Source organism: Erysipelatoclostridium sp. DFI.2.3 (assembly GCF_019132535.1).
Lineage (GTDB): Bacteria > Bacillota_I > Bacilli_A > Erysipelotrichales > Erysipelotrichaceae > Clostridium_AQ > Clostridium_AQ innocuum.
Map to the genome: position 1 here is coordinate 47,950 of NZ_JAHOOJ010000006.1, position 21,002 is coordinate 68,951.

13 protein-coding genes are annotated in these 21,002 nt (G+C 41.7%); 12 read left to right on the forward strand and 1 reads right to left on the reverse strand.

Annotated elements, in window-relative coordinates; translation table 11 throughout:
* Window positions 1–1,251 precede the first annotated feature (1,251 nt).
* The 4 genes from KSZ58_RS07755 to KSZ58_RS07770 all read left to right on the forward strand — a co-directional run bounded on the left by KSZ58_RS07755 (window position 1,252) and on the right by KSZ58_RS07770 (window position 9,162).
* Window positions 1,252–6,954, forward strand: a complete 5,703-nt coding sequence (locus KSZ58_RS07755; RefSeq protein WP_223385287.1) for an LPD11 domain-containing protein — start codon at window positions 1,252–1,254, stop codon at window positions 6,952–6,954.
* Complete coding sequence (gene mobC, locus KSZ58_RS07760) at window positions 6,954–7,286, forward strand: plasmid mobilization relaxosome protein MobC (RefSeq protein WP_002578947.1); 333 nt, start codon at window positions 6,954–6,956, stop codon at window positions 7,284–7,286. The genes KSZ58_RS07755 and mobC overlap by 1 nt, the downstream gene beginning before the upstream one ends.
* Window positions 7,287–7,402: 116 nt before the next feature.
* Window positions 7,403–7,687, forward strand: a complete 285-nt coding sequence (locus tag KSZ58_RS07765) for a hypothetical protein (RefSeq protein WP_002578946.1) — start codon at window positions 7,403–7,405, stop codon at window positions 7,685–7,687.
* Window positions 7,688–7,749: 62 nt separating this feature from the next.
* A complete protein-coding gene (locus KSZ58_RS07770) occupies window positions 7,750–9,162 on the forward strand; it encodes a relaxase/mobilization nuclease domain-containing protein (protein WP_002578945.1) in 1,413 nt (470 codons plus the stop codon).
* A gap of 278 nt (window positions 9,163–9,440) precedes the next feature.
* On the opposite strand, the gene KSZ58_RS07775 is transcribed toward KSZ58_RS07770, so the two are convergent.
* On the reverse strand, window positions 9,441–10,184 hold the full coding sequence (locus KSZ58_RS07775) for a zinc metalloprotease HtpX (protein ID WP_254884708.1): 744 nt from the start codon (window positions 10,182–10,184) through the stop codon (window positions 9,441–9,443).
* Here KSZ58_RS07775 and KSZ58_RS07780 point away from each other — a divergent pair.
* The 8 genes from KSZ58_RS07780 to KSZ58_RS07815 all read left to right on the forward strand — a co-directional run bounded on the left by KSZ58_RS07780 (window position 10,176) and on the right by KSZ58_RS07815 (window position 20,998).
* Entirely contained in the window at window positions 10,176–11,219 is a 1,044-nt protein-coding gene (locus tag KSZ58_RS07780) for a SpaH/EbpB family LPXTG-anchored major pilin (protein WP_254884709.1), read from the forward strand. The genes KSZ58_RS07775 and KSZ58_RS07780 overlap by 9 nt on opposite strands.
* 7 nt (window positions 11,220–11,226) lie before the next feature.
* A complete protein-coding gene (locus KSZ58_RS07785; protein ID WP_009587366.1) occupies window positions 11,227–12,051 on the forward strand; it encodes a class C sortase in 825 nt (274 codons plus the stop codon).
* Entirely contained in the window at window positions 12,048–12,881 is an 834-nt protein-coding gene (locus KSZ58_RS07790; protein WP_009269687.1) for a class C sortase, read from the forward strand. The genes KSZ58_RS07785 and KSZ58_RS07790 overlap by 4 nt, the downstream gene beginning before the upstream one ends.
* 367 nt (window positions 12,882–13,248) lie before the next feature.
* On the forward strand, window positions 13,249–17,484 hold the full coding sequence (locus KSZ58_RS07795) for a SpaA isopeptide-forming pilin-related protein (protein WP_217752650.1): 4,236 nt from the start codon (window positions 13,249–13,251) through the stop codon (window positions 17,482–17,484).
* 412 nt (window positions 17,485–17,896) lie between these two features.
* Window positions 17,897–18,349: a transposase gene (locus KSZ58_RS07800; protein WP_233104380.1), complete on the forward strand. Its 453-nt coding sequence runs from the start codon at window positions 17,897–17,899 to the stop codon at window positions 18,347–18,349.
* Between the two features lie 116 nt (window positions 18,350–18,465).
* The gene (locus tag KSZ58_RS07805) at window positions 18,466–18,639 is read left to right on the forward strand and encodes a hypothetical protein (RefSeq protein WP_009269690.1); all 174 of its coding nucleotides are present in this window, start codon (window positions 18,466–18,468) and stop codon (window positions 18,637–18,639) included.
* A gap of 836 nt (window positions 18,640–19,475) precedes the next feature.
* Entirely contained in the window at window positions 19,476–19,967 is a 492-nt protein-coding gene (locus KSZ58_RS07810; protein WP_009587327.1) for a YitT family protein, read from the forward strand.
* Window positions 19,968–20,116: 149 nt separating this feature from the next.
* Window positions 20,117–20,998 carry a sugar phosphate isomerase/epimerase gene (locus tag KSZ58_RS07815; RefSeq protein ID WP_021419679.1) on the forward strand — a complete coding sequence of 294 codons (882 nt, stop codon included), beginning with the start codon at window positions 20,117–20,119 and terminating at the stop codon, window positions 20,996–20,998.
* The last annotated feature ends 4 nt before the right edge of the window (window positions 20,999–21,002 follow it).

Consider the following 21,002-nt stretch of genomic DNA (forward strand, 5'->3'; position numbering starts at 1 on the left):
TGTGCGTGGTATGCCGAGGACGGTATCCACCTTGCCAAAGGTTCCTCTGCCATTGACAGCCCCAGAGCGCAGATCGTTTCTTGGGAAACGGTTGCCGAGCGCATTGGAGAACTGCTTGAAAATGGTCGGTTCGCAACTAATGTGGAACTGGTAGAAGCATCCGGATATGAGCGTCAGAAGTTGGCAGAATCCCTGTGGCATCTTTATCACGATTTGAGTGAAGAAGCCCGTTCCAGCAACTATCTGGCAATTCTTCATCAGGAACCGTTTCGTGGTTTCCCTGACGAAACCGCAGACTTGGCTGAAAAGTTGGATGACCCTCGTTTCCACGCAACCTTGGTACAGCAGTATTCGGAATTTAGAAAAACCCTTGCGGAAAATCCCGATCTGCTTCGTTTTCACTATCACAAGCTGAATCTCATTCAGAAACAGCTGTATGAGTTGAATATGCCTTTGCGTGAGTATCAGACCGATATGATGCAGATGCCCCTTGTCCGCCAGTTCATTACGGATGATGAAGTCAATGCAGACTTGACCCGTGGAAGCGGCTTTTCCGGTGGTAAAGCCCGTATTTATAACTACTGGCAGGAGAATCATTCTGCCAAGGAAAAGATGGACTTCCTGAAGCATGAATACGGAACCGGTGGTCATTCCCATGCCTGCTCTGGTGCAACGCACAGCGGTCAGGATCACGATGCCAAGGGTGTTGCTTACACCAAGAGCGGTTGCGATAAATTGCAGATGTCCTGGGCGCAGGTGGTGCAGAGAATCGACGGTCTGATACGAAAGGGACGCTACCTCAGCCCGGAGGAAGAAGCGGAACGACAGGCTATCGAAGAAGCTAAAACTGATCCGTTGGAAGATGTTTATGACCGTTTCGCAGTGATTGATACCGAGGATGGCGAGTATGCGATCTGGGATAATCAGACCGATGACTACTATGTAGACCCGGAAGGCGTTACGGAATACTTCACGGACGAATGGCTTGCCAATGACTATTTGGAGGAAGTTCGTCAGTCCGTAGCTGCGATGGAGTCGGTTCAGCCAGAAGCGCCTGTGGCAGAGCCTGCCGAAGTTGTGGAAGCATCTGCTTCCGAGGAACCGAAATGGAATTATCAGGTCGGTGACACGGTATATCTGGACGATACAGCTTTCCGTGTGGAGCAGATCACGGACAGAGAAGTTCAGCTGCGTGACCCTACGCTTGCTTATCCCATCTTCCGTGCCGAGAATCGTGAGAATTTCGAGCGTATGCTCTCTCAGGACGAAAGAAACCATGCGGTAAGGGTTGATGCCCAAACCGAAGAAAAGCCCGTTACAGAGGATTTTCTGGGCAAAACCGAACCGAGGGACTACACCCCTGAGTATCAGCTGTTAGACCGTCTGCGTATGGACTGCGAATACTTCCTTGGTGCAGGACAGCACAGCGAAAAGCATCTGTGGGCAGGCAACCGCCATGCACAGATTGCCAAGATGCGTGAGCTGTATGAAATGATTCCCGACAAACCAGAATGGCTGACACCTGAGATGATTAACAGCTACGAGGAGCGCATGGCTCCCCGCTATCTGGTTGCCGCCTACCATCACTTTGAAAACGGCTTCGATGATAAACTGGACTACTACACTCTGGAAGAAGCGGAAAAAGCTGCCCAGGGCTATGTGGACGGAACCATGGAGGATGACGGATTCAAGTACGATGGTGCTGCCGTTTACGATCAGCAGGAGCATAAGTGCATCCGTATCTATGGGGACTACCCTGACGAAAAGGCACACGCACAGGTCAGAGCCAGTGCGGAACCCGAACAGCAGGAACCGGAACACTTCATCGATCATTTTTATGTTGCCGAGGACATTCAGAAGCGGGGTGCGCTGGACATCAAGGAATACAGTTCCTTTGATGATGCCCTGCGAGCCTACTATGCACTTCCTGACACGCAGAGAAAAGCCCTGGGTGCAATGAATACCAGAGATCTGCCGGGTAGTCTGGACTTCGTACAGTGCGTAGATGGAAAGGACACCATCATTCAGGATTATGCCCAGGTGGACGGATGGCAGAATGCCGAAGTCATGGACATTATCGCTCAGCTTGAGCAGTCCATCACCACCAGAGAAATCCCACCTGTTCCTGCGGTGAACTTCCACATCACGGATGACAACATCGGTGAAGGTGGACCGAAGCAGAAATTCGCAAGAAACATCGCAGCCATTGAAACTCTGTTCAAACTGGAAAGCGAGAACAGGAACGCCACTACCGAAGAACAGGAGATTTTGTCGAATTATGTCGGTTGGGGCGGTCTGGCAGATGCCTTTGACCCGGACAAGGGAAATTGGGCGAAGGAGTATCAGACACTGAAAAACCTGCTTTCCGAAGATGAATATGCTGCGGCAAGAGCTTCCACCCTGAACGCACATTACACCAGCCCTACGGTCATTCGCTCCATCTACGATGCGGTCGGACAGATGGGCTTTGAAACAGGAAATATTCTGGAGCCTGCTATGGGTATCGGCAACTTCTTTGGTATGCTCCCTCCTGAAATGCAGAGCAGCCGTTTGTATGGTGTGGAACTGGATTCCATCACCGGCAGAATTGCTCAGAAGCTCTATCCCAACGCAGAAATCAAAGTAGCCGGTTTTGAAACGACAGACCGCCGAGACTTTTACGATCTGGCTGTGGGTAATGTCCCTTTCGGCAACTACAAAGTGTCCGACAAGCCGTATGACAAGCTGGGATTCTCCATTCACAACTATTTCTTTGCCAAGGCTTTGGATCAGGTTCGTCCCGGTGGTGTGGTCGCTTTTGTGACAAGCCGTTACACCATGGATTCCAAGAACTCTGACGCAAGGCGATATATGGCGCAGAGGGCGGAACTGCTTGGTGCAATCCGTCTGCCAAACGATGCCTTTAAGAAAAACGCAGGCACGGAAGTCGTGTCCGACATCCTGTTCCTGCAAAAGCGTGACCATCCGATTGACATTGTACCGGAATGGGTAAACCTTGACCGCACCGAAGAAGGACACACCATGAACAGCTACTTTGTCGCTCATCCTGAAATGGTTCTGGGCGATACGGTGGAAGAAAGTACCGCCTACGGCATGGACATTACAGTGCGTCCCATTGAGGGCATGGAACTGTCCGAACTTCTGAAAGAAGCAGTTTCCCACATCCAAGGAACCTATCAGGCTGTGGAGCTTCCCGAAGCTGACAAGGGTAAGGAAATCGAAACCATTCCTGCAACCCCGGATGTAAAGAATTTCTCTTATACCGTGGTGGATGGCAATGTGTACTTCCGTGAAAACTCCCTGATGCGCCGTGTAGACCTGAATGAGAAAGCAAAAGACCGTGTGATGGGCATGGTGGAACTTCGTGGTATCGTCAACGAGCTGATCGAATATCAGCTTGAGGATTACCCGGATGAAATGATTACTCAGAAACAGGCAGAACTGAATGATGCCTACGATGCGTTTGCCGCAAAGAACGGGCTTATCAATAATCGAGCCAATGGTCAGGCATTTGCTGACGATTCCTCCTACTATCTCCTGTGTTCTCTGGAAAATGTGGATGAGGACGGCAATCTGAAAAGCAAGGCGGATATGTTCACCAAGCGAACCATCAAGCCGGAACGCAGAGTGACGAGCGTGGATACGCCGTCCGAAGCTCTGGCAATCTCTATCGGTGAGCGTGGCAAGGTGGATTTGCCGTTTATGGCACAGCTGCTTGGAACACCTGGAGAATACGATGCGATTCAGGCAGAGCTTCGAGGGGTGATCTTCAAAGACCCGATGGCTCCCGATGCTGTGGAAGTTGGATGGCAGACTGCCGATGATTACCTTTCCGGTGATGTAAGAAGCAAGCTGCGTGTCGCACAGATGGCGGCAGACAGGGATTCTTCCTTCCACATCAATGTGGAAGCCTTGCAGAAAGCACAGCCGAAGGACTTGGATGCGTCCGAGATTGATGTGCGTTTGGGTGCAACATGGATTGATGCCGATTATATTCAGCAGTTCATGGAGGAAACCTTTGAAACGCCGTATTACTTGCGCCGTTCCATTGAGGTCAAGTTCTCCGAGCTGACCGCAGAGTGGCGCATCAACGGTAAGAGTTCTCCCAACTACAACGATGTGGCGGCGTATGTCACCTACGGTACAGAGCGAGCCAACGCATATCGGATTCTGGAGGAAACGCTGAATCTGAAGGATATTCGTATCTATGATACGATTGAAGATGCAGATGGTAAGCAGAAGCGTGTCCTCAATAAAAAAGAAACTACCCTGGCACAGCAGAAACAGCAGGCAATCAAGGATGCGTTCCGAGATTGGATTTGGAGAGATCCGCACAGACGAGAAACCCTTTCCACCAAGTACAACGAACTTTTTAACTCCACCAGACCTCGTGAGTATGATGGCTCTCATATCCGTTTCGGCGGCATGAACCCGGATATTACCCTCCGTGAACACCAGAGAAATGCTATCGCTCATGTGCTATATGGTGGAAATACGCTGCTTGCACACGAAGTTGGTGCGGGCAAGACCTTCGAGATGGCTGCATCGGCTATGGAGAGTAAACGGCTTGGATTGAGCCAGAAATCCCTGTTCGTTGTGCCGAATCACTTGACCTTACAGTGGGCAAACGAGTTCCTGCACCTCTATCCGAGTGCCAAGCTCCTTGTTGCCACCAAGAAGGATTTTGAAACAGCAAACCGTAAGAAGTTCTGCGCTCGTATCGCAACGGGTGACTATGATGCAGTCATCATCGGTCACAGCCAGTTTGAAAAAATCCCGCTTTCTGCCGAACGACAGGAACGGCAGCTGCGGGAGCAGATTGATGAGATCGAGGGTGCGATTGCGGAGCTGAAATGGCAGCGTGGCGAAAACTTCACGATCAAGCAGATGGAGAAAACACGAAAATCATTGGAAGCCAGACTGGACAAGCTCCTTGCCGCTGACAAGAAAGATGATGTCATTACCTTTGAGCAGTTGGGTGTAGACCGGCTGTTTGTGGACGAAAGCCATGCGTTCAAGAATTTGTTCCTCTACACAAAAATGCGAAATGTGGCAGGTCTGTCCACCTCCGAAGCCCAGAAATCTTCGGATATGTTTATGAAGTGCCGCTATATGGATGAGCTGACCGGCGGGCGTGGTGTGATCTTTGCAACCGGTACTCCAGTAAGTAACTCGATGACCGAGCTTTATACGGTCATGCGCTATCTCCAGTACAGTACGCTCCAGCAAAAGAACCTGACCCATTTTGATTCCTGGGCATCGACCTTCGGAGAAACAACAACTGCGATTGAGCTTGCACCGGAGGGAACCGGCTATCGTGCCAGAACCCGATTTGCGAAGTTCTTCAACCTGCCTGAACTGATGAATATGTTCAAGGAGGTTGCCGACATCAAGACCTCTGACCAGTTGCATCTCCCTGTTCCCGAAGCAAAGTTTGAAACGGTTGTGGTTCAGCCCTCTGAGTACCAGAAGGATATGGTGGCTTCCCTTTCAGAGAGAGCAGCAGATGTTCATGCCGGTATTGTAGACCCGTCCGTCGATAATATGCTCAAGATTACCAGCGACGGACGAAAATTGGGACTGGATCAGCGGCTAATGAACACCCTGTTACCCGATGACCCTGACAGCAAGCTCAATGCCTGCGTGGGAAATATCCTGCGTATCTGGCAGGACGGTCAGGCTGACAAATTGACCCAGTTGGTGTTCTGCGACCTTAGCACACCGAAAAATGATGGAACCTTCAATGTCTATGATGATGTCAAAACCAAGCTGATTGCAAACGGTGTGCCTGCGGAAGAAGTTGCCTTTATCCATGATGCAGATACCGAGGCAAAGAAAAAAGACCTCTTTGCCAAGGTTCGTACCGGGCAGGTGCGAGTGCTTCTTGGCAGTACGCAAAAGATGGGTGCAGGAACCAACGTCCAGGACAAATTGGTGGCAGTTCACCACTTGGATGTGGGTTGGCGTCCGTCTGATATGACCCAGAGAAACGGTCGTATCATCCGTCAGGGCAACCGGAACAAAGAGGTTCAGGTGTATCAGTATGTGACCGAGGGAACCTTCGATGCCTACCTGTATCAGACCTTGGAAAACAAGCAGAAGTTTATTTCTCAGATTATGACCTCCAAATCACCGGTTCGCTCCTGTGACGATGTGGATGAGCAGGCGCTGTCCTATGCGGAGATCAAGGCGCTGTGTGCCGGCAATCCGCTTATCAAGGAAAAGATGGACTTGGACATTGATGTGGCAAGGCTGAAGGTGCTGAAAGCTGACCACCAGAGCCAGCAGTACCGTATGGAAGATAAGCTTCTGAAATACTTCCCGGCTGAGATTGAAAAGCAGACAGGCTATATTCATGGCTTTGAAGCTGATATTAAAACCGTGGAAGCACACCCGCAGATTGCCGATGGCTTTTGCGGCATGGAAATCATGGGCAAAGCCTACACCGAAAAGGCAGATGCCGGTGAAATCCTCCTTGCGGCTTGTAAGGACACGAAAAGTGCCGATCCGGTTCCTCTTGGCAGTTACCGTGGCTTTCAGATGGAGCTTTCGTTTGACAGTTTCCGGAACGAGTTCGATGTGACCCTGAAGGGCGCTGTGAGCCACAGAGTAGCCCTTGGAACGGACGCACGAGGAAATATCACCCGACTGGACAATGCCCTTGCAGGCATCCTTGAGCGCTTAGAACGAGCCAATGAGCAGTTGAATAATCTCTACAATCAGCAGGAAGCAGCCAAGGCGGAGGTTGGAAAACCGTTCCCGCAGGAAGCAGAGCTGACAGCCAAAAGTCAGCGACTGGCAGAACTGGATGCAGCCCTGAATATGGAGGACTCTGTGGAAAATCGTGACGAAAGAAGCGAGTCAGAGCGTCCTTCTGTGTTGGCTGATCTGAAATCCAAAGCGGAGCATATCCCGCCTGCAAAATACTCTGAAACCCGTGAGGAGGTGTTGTAATGGCAAAGCGAGATCAGGATGTTCATTTCCTTGCATCCAAGGAGGAGGTCGAGCGAATCCATGAGAAGATGGACGAGCTTGGCATCCGCAGCATGGGAGCCTATCTGCGGAAAATGGCTCTGGATGGTTACTGTATCAGACTGGATTTGCAGGATGTGAAAGCCCTGGTTTCGCTCCTGCGAATCTGCTCCAACAACCTGAACCAGTACGCAAAGCGAGCGAACGAAACAGGCAGCATCTATCGTGCTGACATTGAGGATTTGCAAAAACGGCTGGAGGAGATCTGGACGGACATGAGAGAAGTTCTTGTTCGCCTGTCCTCAATCCAGTAATCCGACAACTTGTTGGGAAGTCGCAGTTTCGGCTGCGGCTTTTACATAAGGGTTGACATCATTGCGTTATGGCAGATACCCTTGTACAATATAATTAAAAGAAAGGGGTTGAGCCTATGAAGCTGGTATTGAAGATATTGGCACTGCCGGTGCTGTTCGTTGTAAAAGTGATTTGCATTCTTGGAAATCTGCTTACAAATGTTGTGTCCTATGTAATTGGTTTATTGCTCTTGGTCATTGGCGGATCTGCGATTTACTGCATTGTAAAGGCTTTGTGGCAGTCCCTGCTTATTCTTGTGGTTCTTGGAATTGCGACAATAGCAGCGGTGTTCTTGCTCGTCTGGGCTGTTATGAAAGTCGAGAATATTGGAGAAAGTCTGGGAGCATTTATCAGGTCATAAGATAATATCAGAGAAAAGTCACCGACCGGTGGCTTTTTCTTTTTGGGAAGGAAGTGATGGGAATGGCAGCGACAAGATTGATTGCACTCCATGTGAATAAGGGAAAGACGGTCGCTCAATGTTTGGCAGACAGAACCGACTACTCACAAAATGCCGCAAAAACCAATGATGGCGAATTTATCAGTTCCTATGAGTGTGATCCAAAGACAGCAGATGAGGAATTTCTGCTTTCCAAACGGCAGTATCAGCATATTACCGGCAGACAGCAGAAGAACAATATCATCGCATACCAGATACGCCAGTCCTTTAAGCCGGGAGAAATCACCCCGGAAGAAGCGAACCAAGTCGGCTATGAAACAGCGATGCGATGGACAAAGGGAAAACACGCTTTCATCGTTGCGACCCACATCGACAAATCCCACATTCACAATCATATCATTTATAATTCGACCTCGCTGGATGCCACACGGAAATTCAAAAACTTCTTTCTTTCCGGTCTGGCGGTGCAAAGACTTAGTGATATGGTTTGCCTGGAACACGGGCTGTCCATTATTACACCGAAGCCGTATCGGGAGCGCCAGAAAAGAACTGTTTATCCCAAGAAGCGTACCCAGCGTGACGAATTATGTGATGCGATTGATGCGGTGCTGAAGCAGAAACCAAAGAGCTTTGATGGCTTTGTTCAGGCTCTGGCTGACATGGGATTTGAGTTCAAGGATGGAAAGCAGCCTGCGTTCAAGGGCGAGAATCAGAAGCGTTTCATTCGGCTGCGTTCCCTGGGCGAAGGATATAGCAAAGAGGAAATTCAAGCGGTTATCTCCGGCAAGAACCTGCACAAATCAAAAGGCGGCTCTGCCAAGGCTCCTGCCCCGAAGCAGTTCCAGATGCTGATTGATATTCAGGCAAAGATGGCCGAGGGCAAGACGGTCGGTTATGAAAAGTGGGCGAAGAAGTTCAACCGAAAAGAAGCTGCCCGAACGGTAATCCTACTGAAAGAAAAAGGCTTGGGCAACTACGACGATCTGACTGCTCATATTGAAAATCTGTCTGCCCGGTTCGATGCGCTTTCTGATTCTATCAAGGTCGCAGAGAAACGTATGGTTGAGGTTCAGGCGTTGCAGCAGCACATCAAAAATTATCGCAACACAAGGCAAATTTATATCGAGTACCGCAAGTCTGGATATAGCAAAAAATTCTTTGAAGAACACCGTCAGGAAATCACAATTCATAAAGCGGCGAAGCAAGCCTTTGATGAATTGCAGATTACAAAGCTCCCGTCCATGCAATCATTGTATGAGGAGTTTCATCAGCTGGCAGTCCAGAAAAAGCAGGACTACGCTGAGTACCGTCAGATCAGAAAAGAGAAAGAAGAACTGCTGATTGCCAAACGGACGGTTGAAACGATTTTGAATATCGACAGGCAGAAAGAGCAGGAAAAAGAGAAAGAGAAAGAGGAAAAGAAGAACTTCCGTTAAAGCAAAAAGCCACGGTCTGCACTCCCCAAAGGGTGCGGATCGTGGCTGCTTTTTTGCTTTTCGATTTCGGTGCTTTCAACCATGGGCAAATTTTTATTCTACTGTTCTTTGAGAAACGATTGAAAATCGTGTAGCCATCATCGGCAGATGATGTTCAAAGGGGATTGGGGATGCTTCCCCAACAAGCAAATTTGCGAAGATTGCACCGAAGGGAAAATCGAGAAAATGAGTGAACCTGTACAGGTTTACACTGCTTGCCAATTTGTGAGATTATGAATTTAGTATCGAGAATAGGGTACACCTAAATTTTGCAATGCTGCAACCCTATCATCGTTGCATGGATGAGTTGAGTATATTGCACTGAGAAAACCATCATGCGGAACATCTGAGATATGTTGGTCTAATACCGTCGCTAATTCAAGACCAAAACCAATTTTATAAGCAAATTCATCAGCCAGATACTCATTTTGTCTCATAGACCACATCAGAAAAAGCATACAGAACTTTACCCATAACCAAGAAAGTGCTGTTGATATTCCTGCGAAAACTGCGGTAATTATACCCATTACACCACTACGAGAGCATATTGCGAACAGCCCCATGATTGCAGAAAAAATCCAGTAGGATATTTTGATTAACAGGAGGCACCCGGATATAAATATATTGCCCCCGCCAATCAATAATTGGATAACAGTATGTCCGTATGAGAGATGTCCGATCTCATGGGCGAGAATTCCAAGTATCATATCATCGGAGAGTAAAAGCAATCCGTCAGTTATGCATAGTGTTTGCCTACCTAGAGCAAATGCATTTGGAGCAGGATCATGGATAATCTTCACTTTCACTTTTTTAGGACAGTATGATGTGTTCTCTTTTGCTTTATCTAAAACATATTGAACCAGCGGGACAACTCGAAGTTTTATATAATGTATAAAGCAACATCCGTGAACGTGTTGCCAGCCAAACAGAAAGACGGATCTTATGAAAATCCAAAGGAAAGCATTACACTCGTTATGAAACAAGACAAAGAACCTGGTTTTGAAAAAGAAATTCCTGATATCAGTGAGATAACAACCGGTATCGGCAAGATTGTCAATTATCGTTTGAATGCCCAGATACCTGTATATCCAGCTGACTCTATCTATAAAATATTTGAAATATCTGATCAAGGCGGAAAAGGACTGAAATTAGTTCCTGATTCCATTGTAGTTTCTTTACATGCGGATGGCAGCGATTCTATGAGTAAAATTACGGATTATACGTTAACGAAGACAGAGAATGCATTTAAAATTGTAGTAAAAGAGAGTTTTTTAGAAAACCACCAAGGAGAAGTCGTCTATGTATTGTATCAAGAAAGAATAACTGAAGAGGCGTTGGAACTTGATGAAATTGAAAATACCGCTTCACTGAAATATAACCCAAATCCATATAAAAATGATACATATGAAATTGAGTCAAAAAAGAAAACATACACATATGAAATAAATTTTGATAAAAAAGACGAAAACGGAACAACGTATTTAACAGGTGCCGTATTCCAGTTACAAGATGCTGATGGAGATGTTTTACAATTCGTACAGGATACAAATGATCTACATCATTATATATTTTATGGGAGCGCAGATGCATTTGATATTGCTGTAACACCGGTATCAGATATAGAAATCAGTAAAGAAAGCTCGATTCAAATTGATGGGTTAGACACAGGTACATATCGATTGATCGAAACAAAAGCCCCGGAAGGATATGTAAAGCCTACAGGATATATAGAAATCACATTGGAAGATACAATTGATGAAAATTCTAAAAATGTTCCTGATGGTAAATTAGATAAAATAGAGATTACCAATAATGGAACATATGAAATAATCAACAATGCTACGACAGGATCCGGAAGTTTTTCATTTATAGTTAAGAACAGAACACCGGAGGATTTTAATCTTCCGGTTACCGGAGGGACAGGAACTTTGATGTTTACGCTTGGAGGTATCGTTGTAATGGGGGGAGCAGTCCTGCTCTACGCAAGAAATAGGAAATGCAGAAGCAACGCAAAGTAATACATGAATGTTTATACAAAAAATAAAATCTTACGCACCTATTTTGATTTTCTTAATAGGTGCAAGCATCTTCCTATATCCATCGATTGCAAATAAATATGCTTTACATGTTCAGTCAAAGGTTATCCATACATACACGGCAACAATGAATGAGAAATCAAAGGAAGAAATCAAACAAATATGGAAGCAAGCAGTTGAATATAATGACAATCTGGCCGGAGATCCTGTACATGATCCATTTGTTTTAAATAGTGGGTATGTGTTGCCGGAAAATTATTTGCATACATTAAATATTTTAGAAGATGGTGTAATGGCGTATATAGAAATACCTAAAATACATGTTAATTTACCAATCTATCATGGAGTGAGTGAAGATGTCTTAGCGAAAGGCGCAGGTCACATTGAAGGAACATCTTTACCGATTGGCGGAAAAAATCGTCATTCTATCATTTGTGCCCACAGAGGATTACCAAGCGCAGAATTATTTTCCAAATTAAATGAACTGAAGAAAAACGATCTGTTTCTTATTCATGTATTGAATCGAACGCTGGCATATAAGATTGACCAAGTAGAAACTGTTCTTCCCGATCATATTAACATCTATATGATGTTAGAAAAGGATAAAGATTTGGTAACATTGATGACATGTACTCCTTATGGAGTAAATACACATCGTTTACTTGTACGCGGTGAAAGATACGATTATATACCTGAAGGAAAGGAAATCGTACAAGAGAAAAAAGGCTCTATGAAAATATATTTCTTATTTGGAACTATAATATTCCTAGGAATCAGTATTTTCATCCGTTCCCATTTGAGGAGGAATTTATGAAAAAGTGGGAGTTTCGTTTCATAGTTTTACTGCTTTTGCTCGGTTTAGGTATTTTATCATTTCCAAAAATACATAGTTTTTTCACAACCATTGAGCAAAAACAAAAGATACAGTCATTCAAAGAAACGATTGCAAATCAATCAGATAAGGATGCATTGTATCAACAAATGAAGCAATATAATGAGAAAATATATAAAGAGCACCAGAAAGATTTGAAAGACGCATGGAGTTATTCGCAAAACACATTTGATTTGGGTATATTGAATCTGGATATGAATATCATCGGTTATATAGAGATACCAAAGCTGGATGTGCAAATCCCCTTATTTATAGGAGCAAACTACAATAATTTGAACAAAGGTGTAGCCATAATGTCGCAAACAAGTATGCCTATTGGTGGAGAGAATACGAATTGCGTCATTGCAGGTCATCGTGGTGGTTATCATGGCGAGCAATTGTTTAAGAATATTGAGAATCTTGCTATTGGTGATGAAATAAGGATAACAAATCCTTGGGAAACATTGACATATTTTGTAATAAAAAAAATCGTAATAGAACCAAATGAGATTGAAGCAGTAAAAATATTACCCAATCAGGATATGATCACTTTATTTACCTGTCATCCATATGGGATGGAAACACAACGCTATGTTGTTTATGCGAGCAGAAAAAGCATTTACAACGATATTGAATTACCAAAAGGGGTTACGTATACATCGTCTAGAAAAGAGATTGCGATAGAAAAAACGTTAAACAATTGTCTATTGTTTGCTTCCGGCTTGCTTGCCGTGATTCTGATAATCGAAAGCATTCGGATGAATAAAATGTGAATCGTACTGTCTTCATTTTAGTATTGCGTATGGGAGAAAAGAATCAAGGAAAACAACAATGTTTTATTAGCATAGTTTTGTCCACAAGAGATAGAAATATCGTAAGTAACCTAGAAAATATCTTGAATATAAAACACTTAAAAAGACACGATTCAAATATTGCCTTGCCTTAAGTGTTGCTGCTATTATCAAATTATCAACAAAAACATCCGATGATGTAAGATAATTCAATAATGATTTACAATATTGCCTGTTTATTATACATTGAATAGGCTATATCAAAGAGAGGGTTCGCTTATAGAAAAGTAATAATGAACAATTTATCCTGTTTGTTTGACGCTATAAATAAAGGATAGGAGGTAAAGGAATGAAGGATTTTTGGAAAAGAATTTTAGTATGTATTGTTGTAAGTGCAATGTTCTTTACATCAACAGGTTTTGGAATTTTTCAAATTGTTGCAAGCATCAATAATGCTTCTCCTATTGAAAACTTTTCGATTGAATGGAAAACACAGGCTAATGGTAAAAATATTATTTACGATGAAACCGGGACGGTTGTCACATTGAAACCGGAGTTTAATGATAGGGATGCTGCAGGAACCTCAATACAAGCAGAAGTGCATTTGTCCTTGAGTGAAGCGGCAAATATTTCAGAAAACCAATTAGAGATACGATTGCCAAGTACTATTTTTTATAACAGAAGCCAAGCAGCATGCGGCGAATATGAAATAGGTTTTGGTTCGGGGGCGTCTGATGGAAGTTTTGCTTATCGTGTTGATGAAGAAACAGGCGAGCTTGTCGTTTATAATACATCTGTTATCAATGATGCAATGGTTGTAAAATTTGATATTTTATATAAAAGCGGACTTCCAAGTGAGATAGTTAGAGGATATGAGAAAGAGTTAAGTGCAAATATAAAGATTTTCAATGATGACAGTTCTATTGATTATGAACAAATAACAAATCGATTAACGTTAACATATCAAACGGAGTCAAATATTCATCGTGTTGAATTAACTAAATCTAAAAAATATGAAACATGGAATAAAAAATGGGGAGAAGAACCCGATGATGCAAAGGACTATTTTTTCGTTGAATGGAAAATAGACACAACCGTACGTTCTACATCATTTACAATGCCTTTTAAATTGATTTTTACAGATACCTTAAGCAATCAAGGAGAGGTAGTAGGATGGACAGATTATCGTTGGGGAATGGATATGATAATGAATTCTAAATATTACCAAAGTGATCATCCGGTCTTTCAAATTGATGTAACTAAACCTAGTAAAATTAAGAATTCTGACTCCTATGATTTTCATATCGGTTATGTACTTATAAAGTATCCAAGATCAGAATTAGAAAACACGAAAGAAATCAAAAATGAAATCACGGTACGGTTAGAGAATTTGTATCCAGAAGATGGCAGCTATTCCAAGGAAGTAAAAGATGATGCAATGTATACCTATGTGGATATAAACTTTCGCTATCCCCCAGGCAACTATGGTTTGGAAAAGAGGTATTCAGGCGGTACAAGCAGTCAATTGCTTGGATACTTATACGCCATAGAACAAGCTGCTGTTAATGCAAAATTACCTGCTACTAATGATTTTAGAAATACTTCTACTGCTACAGGCGGTATTTTAACATTAGACGGAGATGGAAATAATATCGAGAATTATGGTAAAAAATCATATTCTGTAGAGGTGACTGATGATTTTGTAGCATTAGAAAATGAGCGATTAACTGATGGAGAATATTATATTTCATCGATTAAGGTAACTGATAAGCAATATAATTACAAGATGAACGAAGAAGACGGAAGTGGTGGTGTAGAGGAAGATAAGAACTATGATGAATGGACACCGATTACCATAGAATATCAGCAAGGAATTCATGGTGAATGGAAGGAATTAGTAACGGGAAAGCCGTTTACTGATCGAATTAGCAGAAAATCATATCACCTTAGTTTCCCGGATGGAACAACAAAAGATTACGGAGCTATATCTGTAAAAGAATTACCAGAAGGTACGACAGGAGTGCGAGCTAAAAGAGAAACAAAATATCATAAAAGTGATCTTGATCTCAATGTAACAATCGGCTTATATGCTACAGATAAAATCAAACAAACTGCACTAAATAAAACATCTTTAACGTTAACGAATATCAGCACATATGTTGTTAAAGACAGCAATCAGAGTTGGGTCAATCCTTATGCAGAGATGTCTATAGGAGGGACATTAAAAGATGAAGTAATGAAGCGTGATAAATTAGTTTTTGGTAATAACGATCAATACGGACAACATGATAGAGCCGCTGTTACATTAAAAAATCCCATCTTGAAAAACAATATAACTAAAGAAGCTTCTAAGGTAATTAATGAACCGTCCAATTCTCGATTCAAAATAAACTACACAATAACCGGCGGCGAGTACTTAGACCGTGAATTTGGTGATGATCCTTTTTATGCTACAAAAGAGGAACTGAAAAATACAAATATGGTAAAGGAGCAAAGAAGTGCGATATTTTATGATTTGTTGCCACTAGGTATGTATGCTGATTATTCTAGTATAAAAAGCTATGCATTAGAATTAGGAAGCTATGGTCGTACTCTGAAAGGAGAACAATTTGAGCATACAGTAGAAACTATTGATAATTATAAGGGCACAGGGAGAACCATGCTGATTCTTCATATCACAGTGCCTGAAACTATAGAAAACCTATTCTACGAGGCAACTTATGGCAAGTTTGGCACAGGATTTTATATAACTTATGACGCATATTATCCTTGGGAATCCCTTCTTGACTTTGGGAATATACCATTGAATAGCGTAGCATATAAATCAGGTGCGGGAGAAATATTTAAAGGTTTTGCAGATGATGGCGGTGACAAAATAACTGACAAAGATATACTTAAAGATGTTGATGAGGATGGAAAATTTGGCGGTGATCTCGTTAAGGATACATTATATGCAGAAGCGCGGGTACAAATAAGCGGCGTTGTAAATTCAGAGCTTTCTTTCAGTAAACGAGTAAAGTCCGATGGGGATATCGCTTATTCAAAAACCACTTCAACAATAGGTGGAGGAGCCTATTCTTATCAGCTGAGAATAGGTAATGAAAAAAATATCAAAACGAAGGGTCTTATATTCTATGATATCTTGGAGTCAGATTTTAAAGATCGTGAATATTGGCAAGGAACGCTGGTAGGAGTGGATACCAGTCAAGCGCAGCTAAAGGGAATTTCACCTGTTGTATATTATTCAACAAAAGATAACATGAAATTGTCGTCAAGCATGAATGGCGAGATGATCGATGACGCCAATATTAACGATCCCACCATTTGGAGCACAACACCGCCAAATGATATGGCGGATGTAACGGCAATCGCTGTTGATTTGAGTAAAGATACTAGCGGAAACGAATATATTTTAGACAGCGAGCAAACTGTATTGATAAAAATATTGATGAAAGCACCAACACAACATGTAAAGGAATACATAGAGAAAGATGCGAAGGCCTATAATACTGCATGGGTTCGTAATCAAACGTTGTTAGCCAGCGGTGGAGTAGAGAAAAGCGAAACCCTGCAAACATTAGAAACTGTAGTATCCTTACGGAATCCGGATATAGAAATTCATAAAAAAAGCGATCCAGAAACAGGAACGCTTGATGCTCCAACACAAGTGAAAAATAATGATATATTGACGTATGATGTAAGCGTCGAAAATAAGGAAAATGCTATACCTTTGAAGGATGTTTGTATAGAAGATCCCATACCACAAGGTTTAACGATTGATTTTGAAAATATAAAATGGTATCCAGGAAATGACGTATCACAAATGAAGCTGGTATCTGAATCAGATGAAGTAAGTGTTACAAGAGATAAGCAAACATTAAGATTTAAAATTCTTGCGTTATTAGCCGGTGATGTTGTCCATTTTGTAATCCCAACGACTGTTGATGAGTCAGAGGATGCAGTGGTTTTCATAAATCAAGCGAAAATAACGAATATTAACGGCGCTGCATATGAAAAAGAAAGTGAGATTACGTATCACGAAAAGAAATCAGAATTGGTGGATTTTGCCTTTATGAAAACGGATAAAGACAAAACTGTATTAGCAAATGCCGGTTTTGTTCTCTATCAGTTAACGTGTAGTGATGCAACTCACAATCATGCAGATGAATTATTAAAGGTAAACGATGATGGAGAACTAAGCGGGCAGATACAAACGAATTGCTGGAAACAAGTTGAGAAACAAGTCTCGGATGAGCATGGAAATGTGAGTTTTCAAAACTTAAAAAAGAGTTTGGAATATCGTTTGATTGAATATCGTGCTCCTGAGGACTATGTTTTACCGAACGGACAGTGGATTTTACGTTTTGATTATGTAAAAGATGCATTTGAAATAAACAGTATACATAGACCACCAGCTTTTGAAATTCATAACGGTGTATTGATTTTGGTTAATTACAGACTTGGTGAAATACCGATTACCGGAAATTCAGGTACACAGAGTATGCTGTTTACTGGTGCGGCTTTCATGTTGATCGCCGGAATCTGGATAATATATAAAAAGAAAACAAGGAAGGAAAAAATATAAAATACGTCAAAGATATATATTAGTAAACAGCAATCGCCGACGAAGGGCAAAAGCACAGGATAAGTATACATCACCATCCTATTCTCTTTGCTCTGGATGAGGTAATTTATTGATTATGATTCTGCGGCATGAAAAATAATACACACTTGGAAACAGATAGAAAACGTGATACCTATATCGTTCTGCTTTTTTCCTTTTAAAATGTCCTTATTGCGGAAGTCCTCATTATCGTTATTGGGTGTTAGAAAAGCGTTCTGCCATTTAGAAAAAAGCACTTTCATAAGGGAGCAGAATAAAAAAACGTATATGCTGCTGATTAAAAAGCAATGTATACGTTTTTATCTTTGGAATAGTGTTTTTTGTATTTTTTTTGGATGAGATCCGAAAACTGTTCTGATATGAGAAAGCATATATGGAACAAGGATACGATTATAAAGAAAGCGAAAAACAACATCAGAAAGAGCAGAAACCGATCCTTGATGAACGTTTCGCATACATTAACAAAAGACAGTTAGAGTATGCATCAAAATTGAAGATGGGAAAAGTAATTACATATGCAATGCGATATGTCGGTCGCCCGGCTATGGCAGAAAGCAGAATCATCAAATATTCAAAAACCGAAGATACCATAGAATGGTTTTACCATGATCACAAAGATGAAGTAAAACATATTGTAAAAGAAAACTCTAAATCATTTATAAAAAAACTCCTTATTCATATCCCTGATGAGAATTTTCGCTCTGTTCGTTACTATGGATTCTATTCAAACAAAGCAGGAGAAGAACTGGATCACGTTCATGAACTGTTAGGTGATAAAAAGAGTAGAGATTATTCAAAAGAAACACGGAAAAAGAAAAGATGTTAAATAAGTTAAAATATCGTACTCACCTTATTGACTCTTTTAATCGAGACCCTTTAAAATGTAGATTGGTCACTATCTTGAATATAAAGATACATACAGCCCTTTGGAAGGAGTAACAGATGAGCGATTATACCGAAAAAAGTGTATCGATGAAATGCAAGCATTGCGGATACGAAGAAGATGTTCCACAGTGGGTTCTTGATGAATTAAATGAATTTAGTGATGATAAATCCTATCAGATGATTTGTCCAGAATGTGATGATACGATGTTTGAAAAAGGAACATTAAGCTAACATTCATACTCTTGTTTTTAGTGCGCATTTTTTTTGGAAAAAGAACTTTATTTGATTACCAAAGCTCTTTTTCTTTTAATCCATGACGCATCGAAATTCTTGGAATATCAAAAAAGCAAAACATTCAACTGTTTCGCCTTTCATAGATCTTTTTGTAATTATAGAATTTATTAACATCTTGTGTAACTTATTAACGTTCCATGCCATTCTTTTTCTAATAAAGATCGCCAATCATTTTATCAACATATGCATTGTAACGATCTTACGCATTTAAACAAGTATCCATCAGATATGCGGTATCTGTTTTGAAATTTTCCAAGCCACGATAGTAGAAACTTTTATGCATATCTTCGATAATAAATAGAACGATATCATGCTTTAAACACTCCTTAAACATGACCATTCTACCAACCCTACCGTAGCCATTCTGATAGGAATGGATGCTTTCAAAACGATAATGGAAACTTATGATTCTTTAAATGTCACTTTTGAAATTACGTTATATTCTTCTAAAAGAGAAGTGATATCTGCTTCTACAATCTATTCTCATATGAGTTTAAATACCCAGTTCCTGTCTATAAATATTAGCTAATTGCTTAGTATATCATTAGTATAATTGCCTTATTGAAGAAATATTTAATTTTCATCCATATGCGTCAGGCTTTATGACACAGCCTGTTAGCATCCATTTTTTACGAGCGCATTATAGATATATGACTGCTTTTCGGTATCACAGTCTTATATGTGATATCGAATGGTATTTTTTTCAGTAACTGATTTCTGTCTAAAACTGTATTGGCATGAAACTTGCTGGCATTATAGACGGAGGTGTTACAATGAGAGAAGTACTACGTATTATAGCAGGGAACATATGTATAACAGGGGCGTATGCATTCATCACTGTTCCTTGTCATATTGTAAACGGAGGAATCACATCTTTTTCTATGATCCTTCACAATTTCATCAATATGGATATCAGCTTTTTTACAAACGCCATAACAATACTGCTGCTTATTTTATGTTTTTTCCAGCTCGGGAAAAGCTTTCTTTTAAAATCTCTTCTAAGCAGTATATGTTATATGCTTTTTTTCAGTATCTTTTATGCACTGAACATCGTTTTTCCACTCCCTATGCCGCTTGCAGTTTTAATGGCGTCTGTAATGGTAGGCTTTGGCTATTATTTATGTATCAGTTCCAATTCCAGCACGGTTGGTTTTGATGTTCTGGCAATTATCCTGCACAATAAAAACGATTCCTTCCCTATTGCTGTAACTATGCGATATATCAATGTAATTGTGGTCTTGCTTGGTTTTGCTTCTTACGGCTGAAAATCTGTATTGATTGGAATTGTTTTCACCTACTTCCAGACACAACTTTTACATTTGCTGCTGAAGCGTCATGAAAAAATGATACAGTGTGGAAACAAGGTTACGGCATCTGTATCAACGTGTATTGTAGAAAATGAAAGGATGACACAATGAAATACGGCATAACCACAGAGGAGCTCAGCAGGAGCTATTGCGAACAGAAAATTTTGAAGGTTTATAAAGAAATTGGATTTGATGCAGTTGATTACAGTTATGATATTCACGCTGTTCCCAATTCAGTATATGATCAAGATGACTATCTCGATTATGCGAAAAACCTGAAGCTGGCTGCAGTTGAAGCAGGGATAGCGATACATCAAATGCATGCGCCATTATATCATCGGCGTATTGATATGCCGTTAACAAAAGAAGATCAGCAGGAGGAAAAGTTTCTTAAAAAAATGACGAAGCGCGGTTTTGAAATAGCTGAAATTCTGGGATGCCACTATATGGTAATGCATCCCAGAAAAATGCGTTTTTATGATCAAATCGGTGCGAAAGAAAAGGCCAGAAGCTATAATCTTCAGATGTTCAGAGAATATGAAGCACTGGCCAGAAAGCATCATGTACAAATTGCTCTGGAAAATATGTTTTCCTATCATCCACAAACTCACATGCCAGTCGATACGGTATTCCGAACAGCAGAGGAAATCGTATCCTATCTGGAAGAATTGAACAGTGATGTGTTTGTAGCCTGTCTGGATACCGGACATGCGAATATCAATGGAATTTCAGCAGCACACATGGTGAAGGTACTCAATCAGCATTTGAAAGTATTGCATGTACATGATAATTACGCTGCATTGGATCAGCACCTGTTGTGTGGATACGGCACCATTGACTGGAATGCATTTTCACAGTCACTTCATGATATACGATTTGACGGCGTAATATCACTGGAAACCTCTGCAATGTGCACACCTCTTCCAGAAATTTCCTGTTTAGATTATGCAAGGCTGGCTTTTCGTACAGTTTCAAATCTTGTAAAATAAGAGA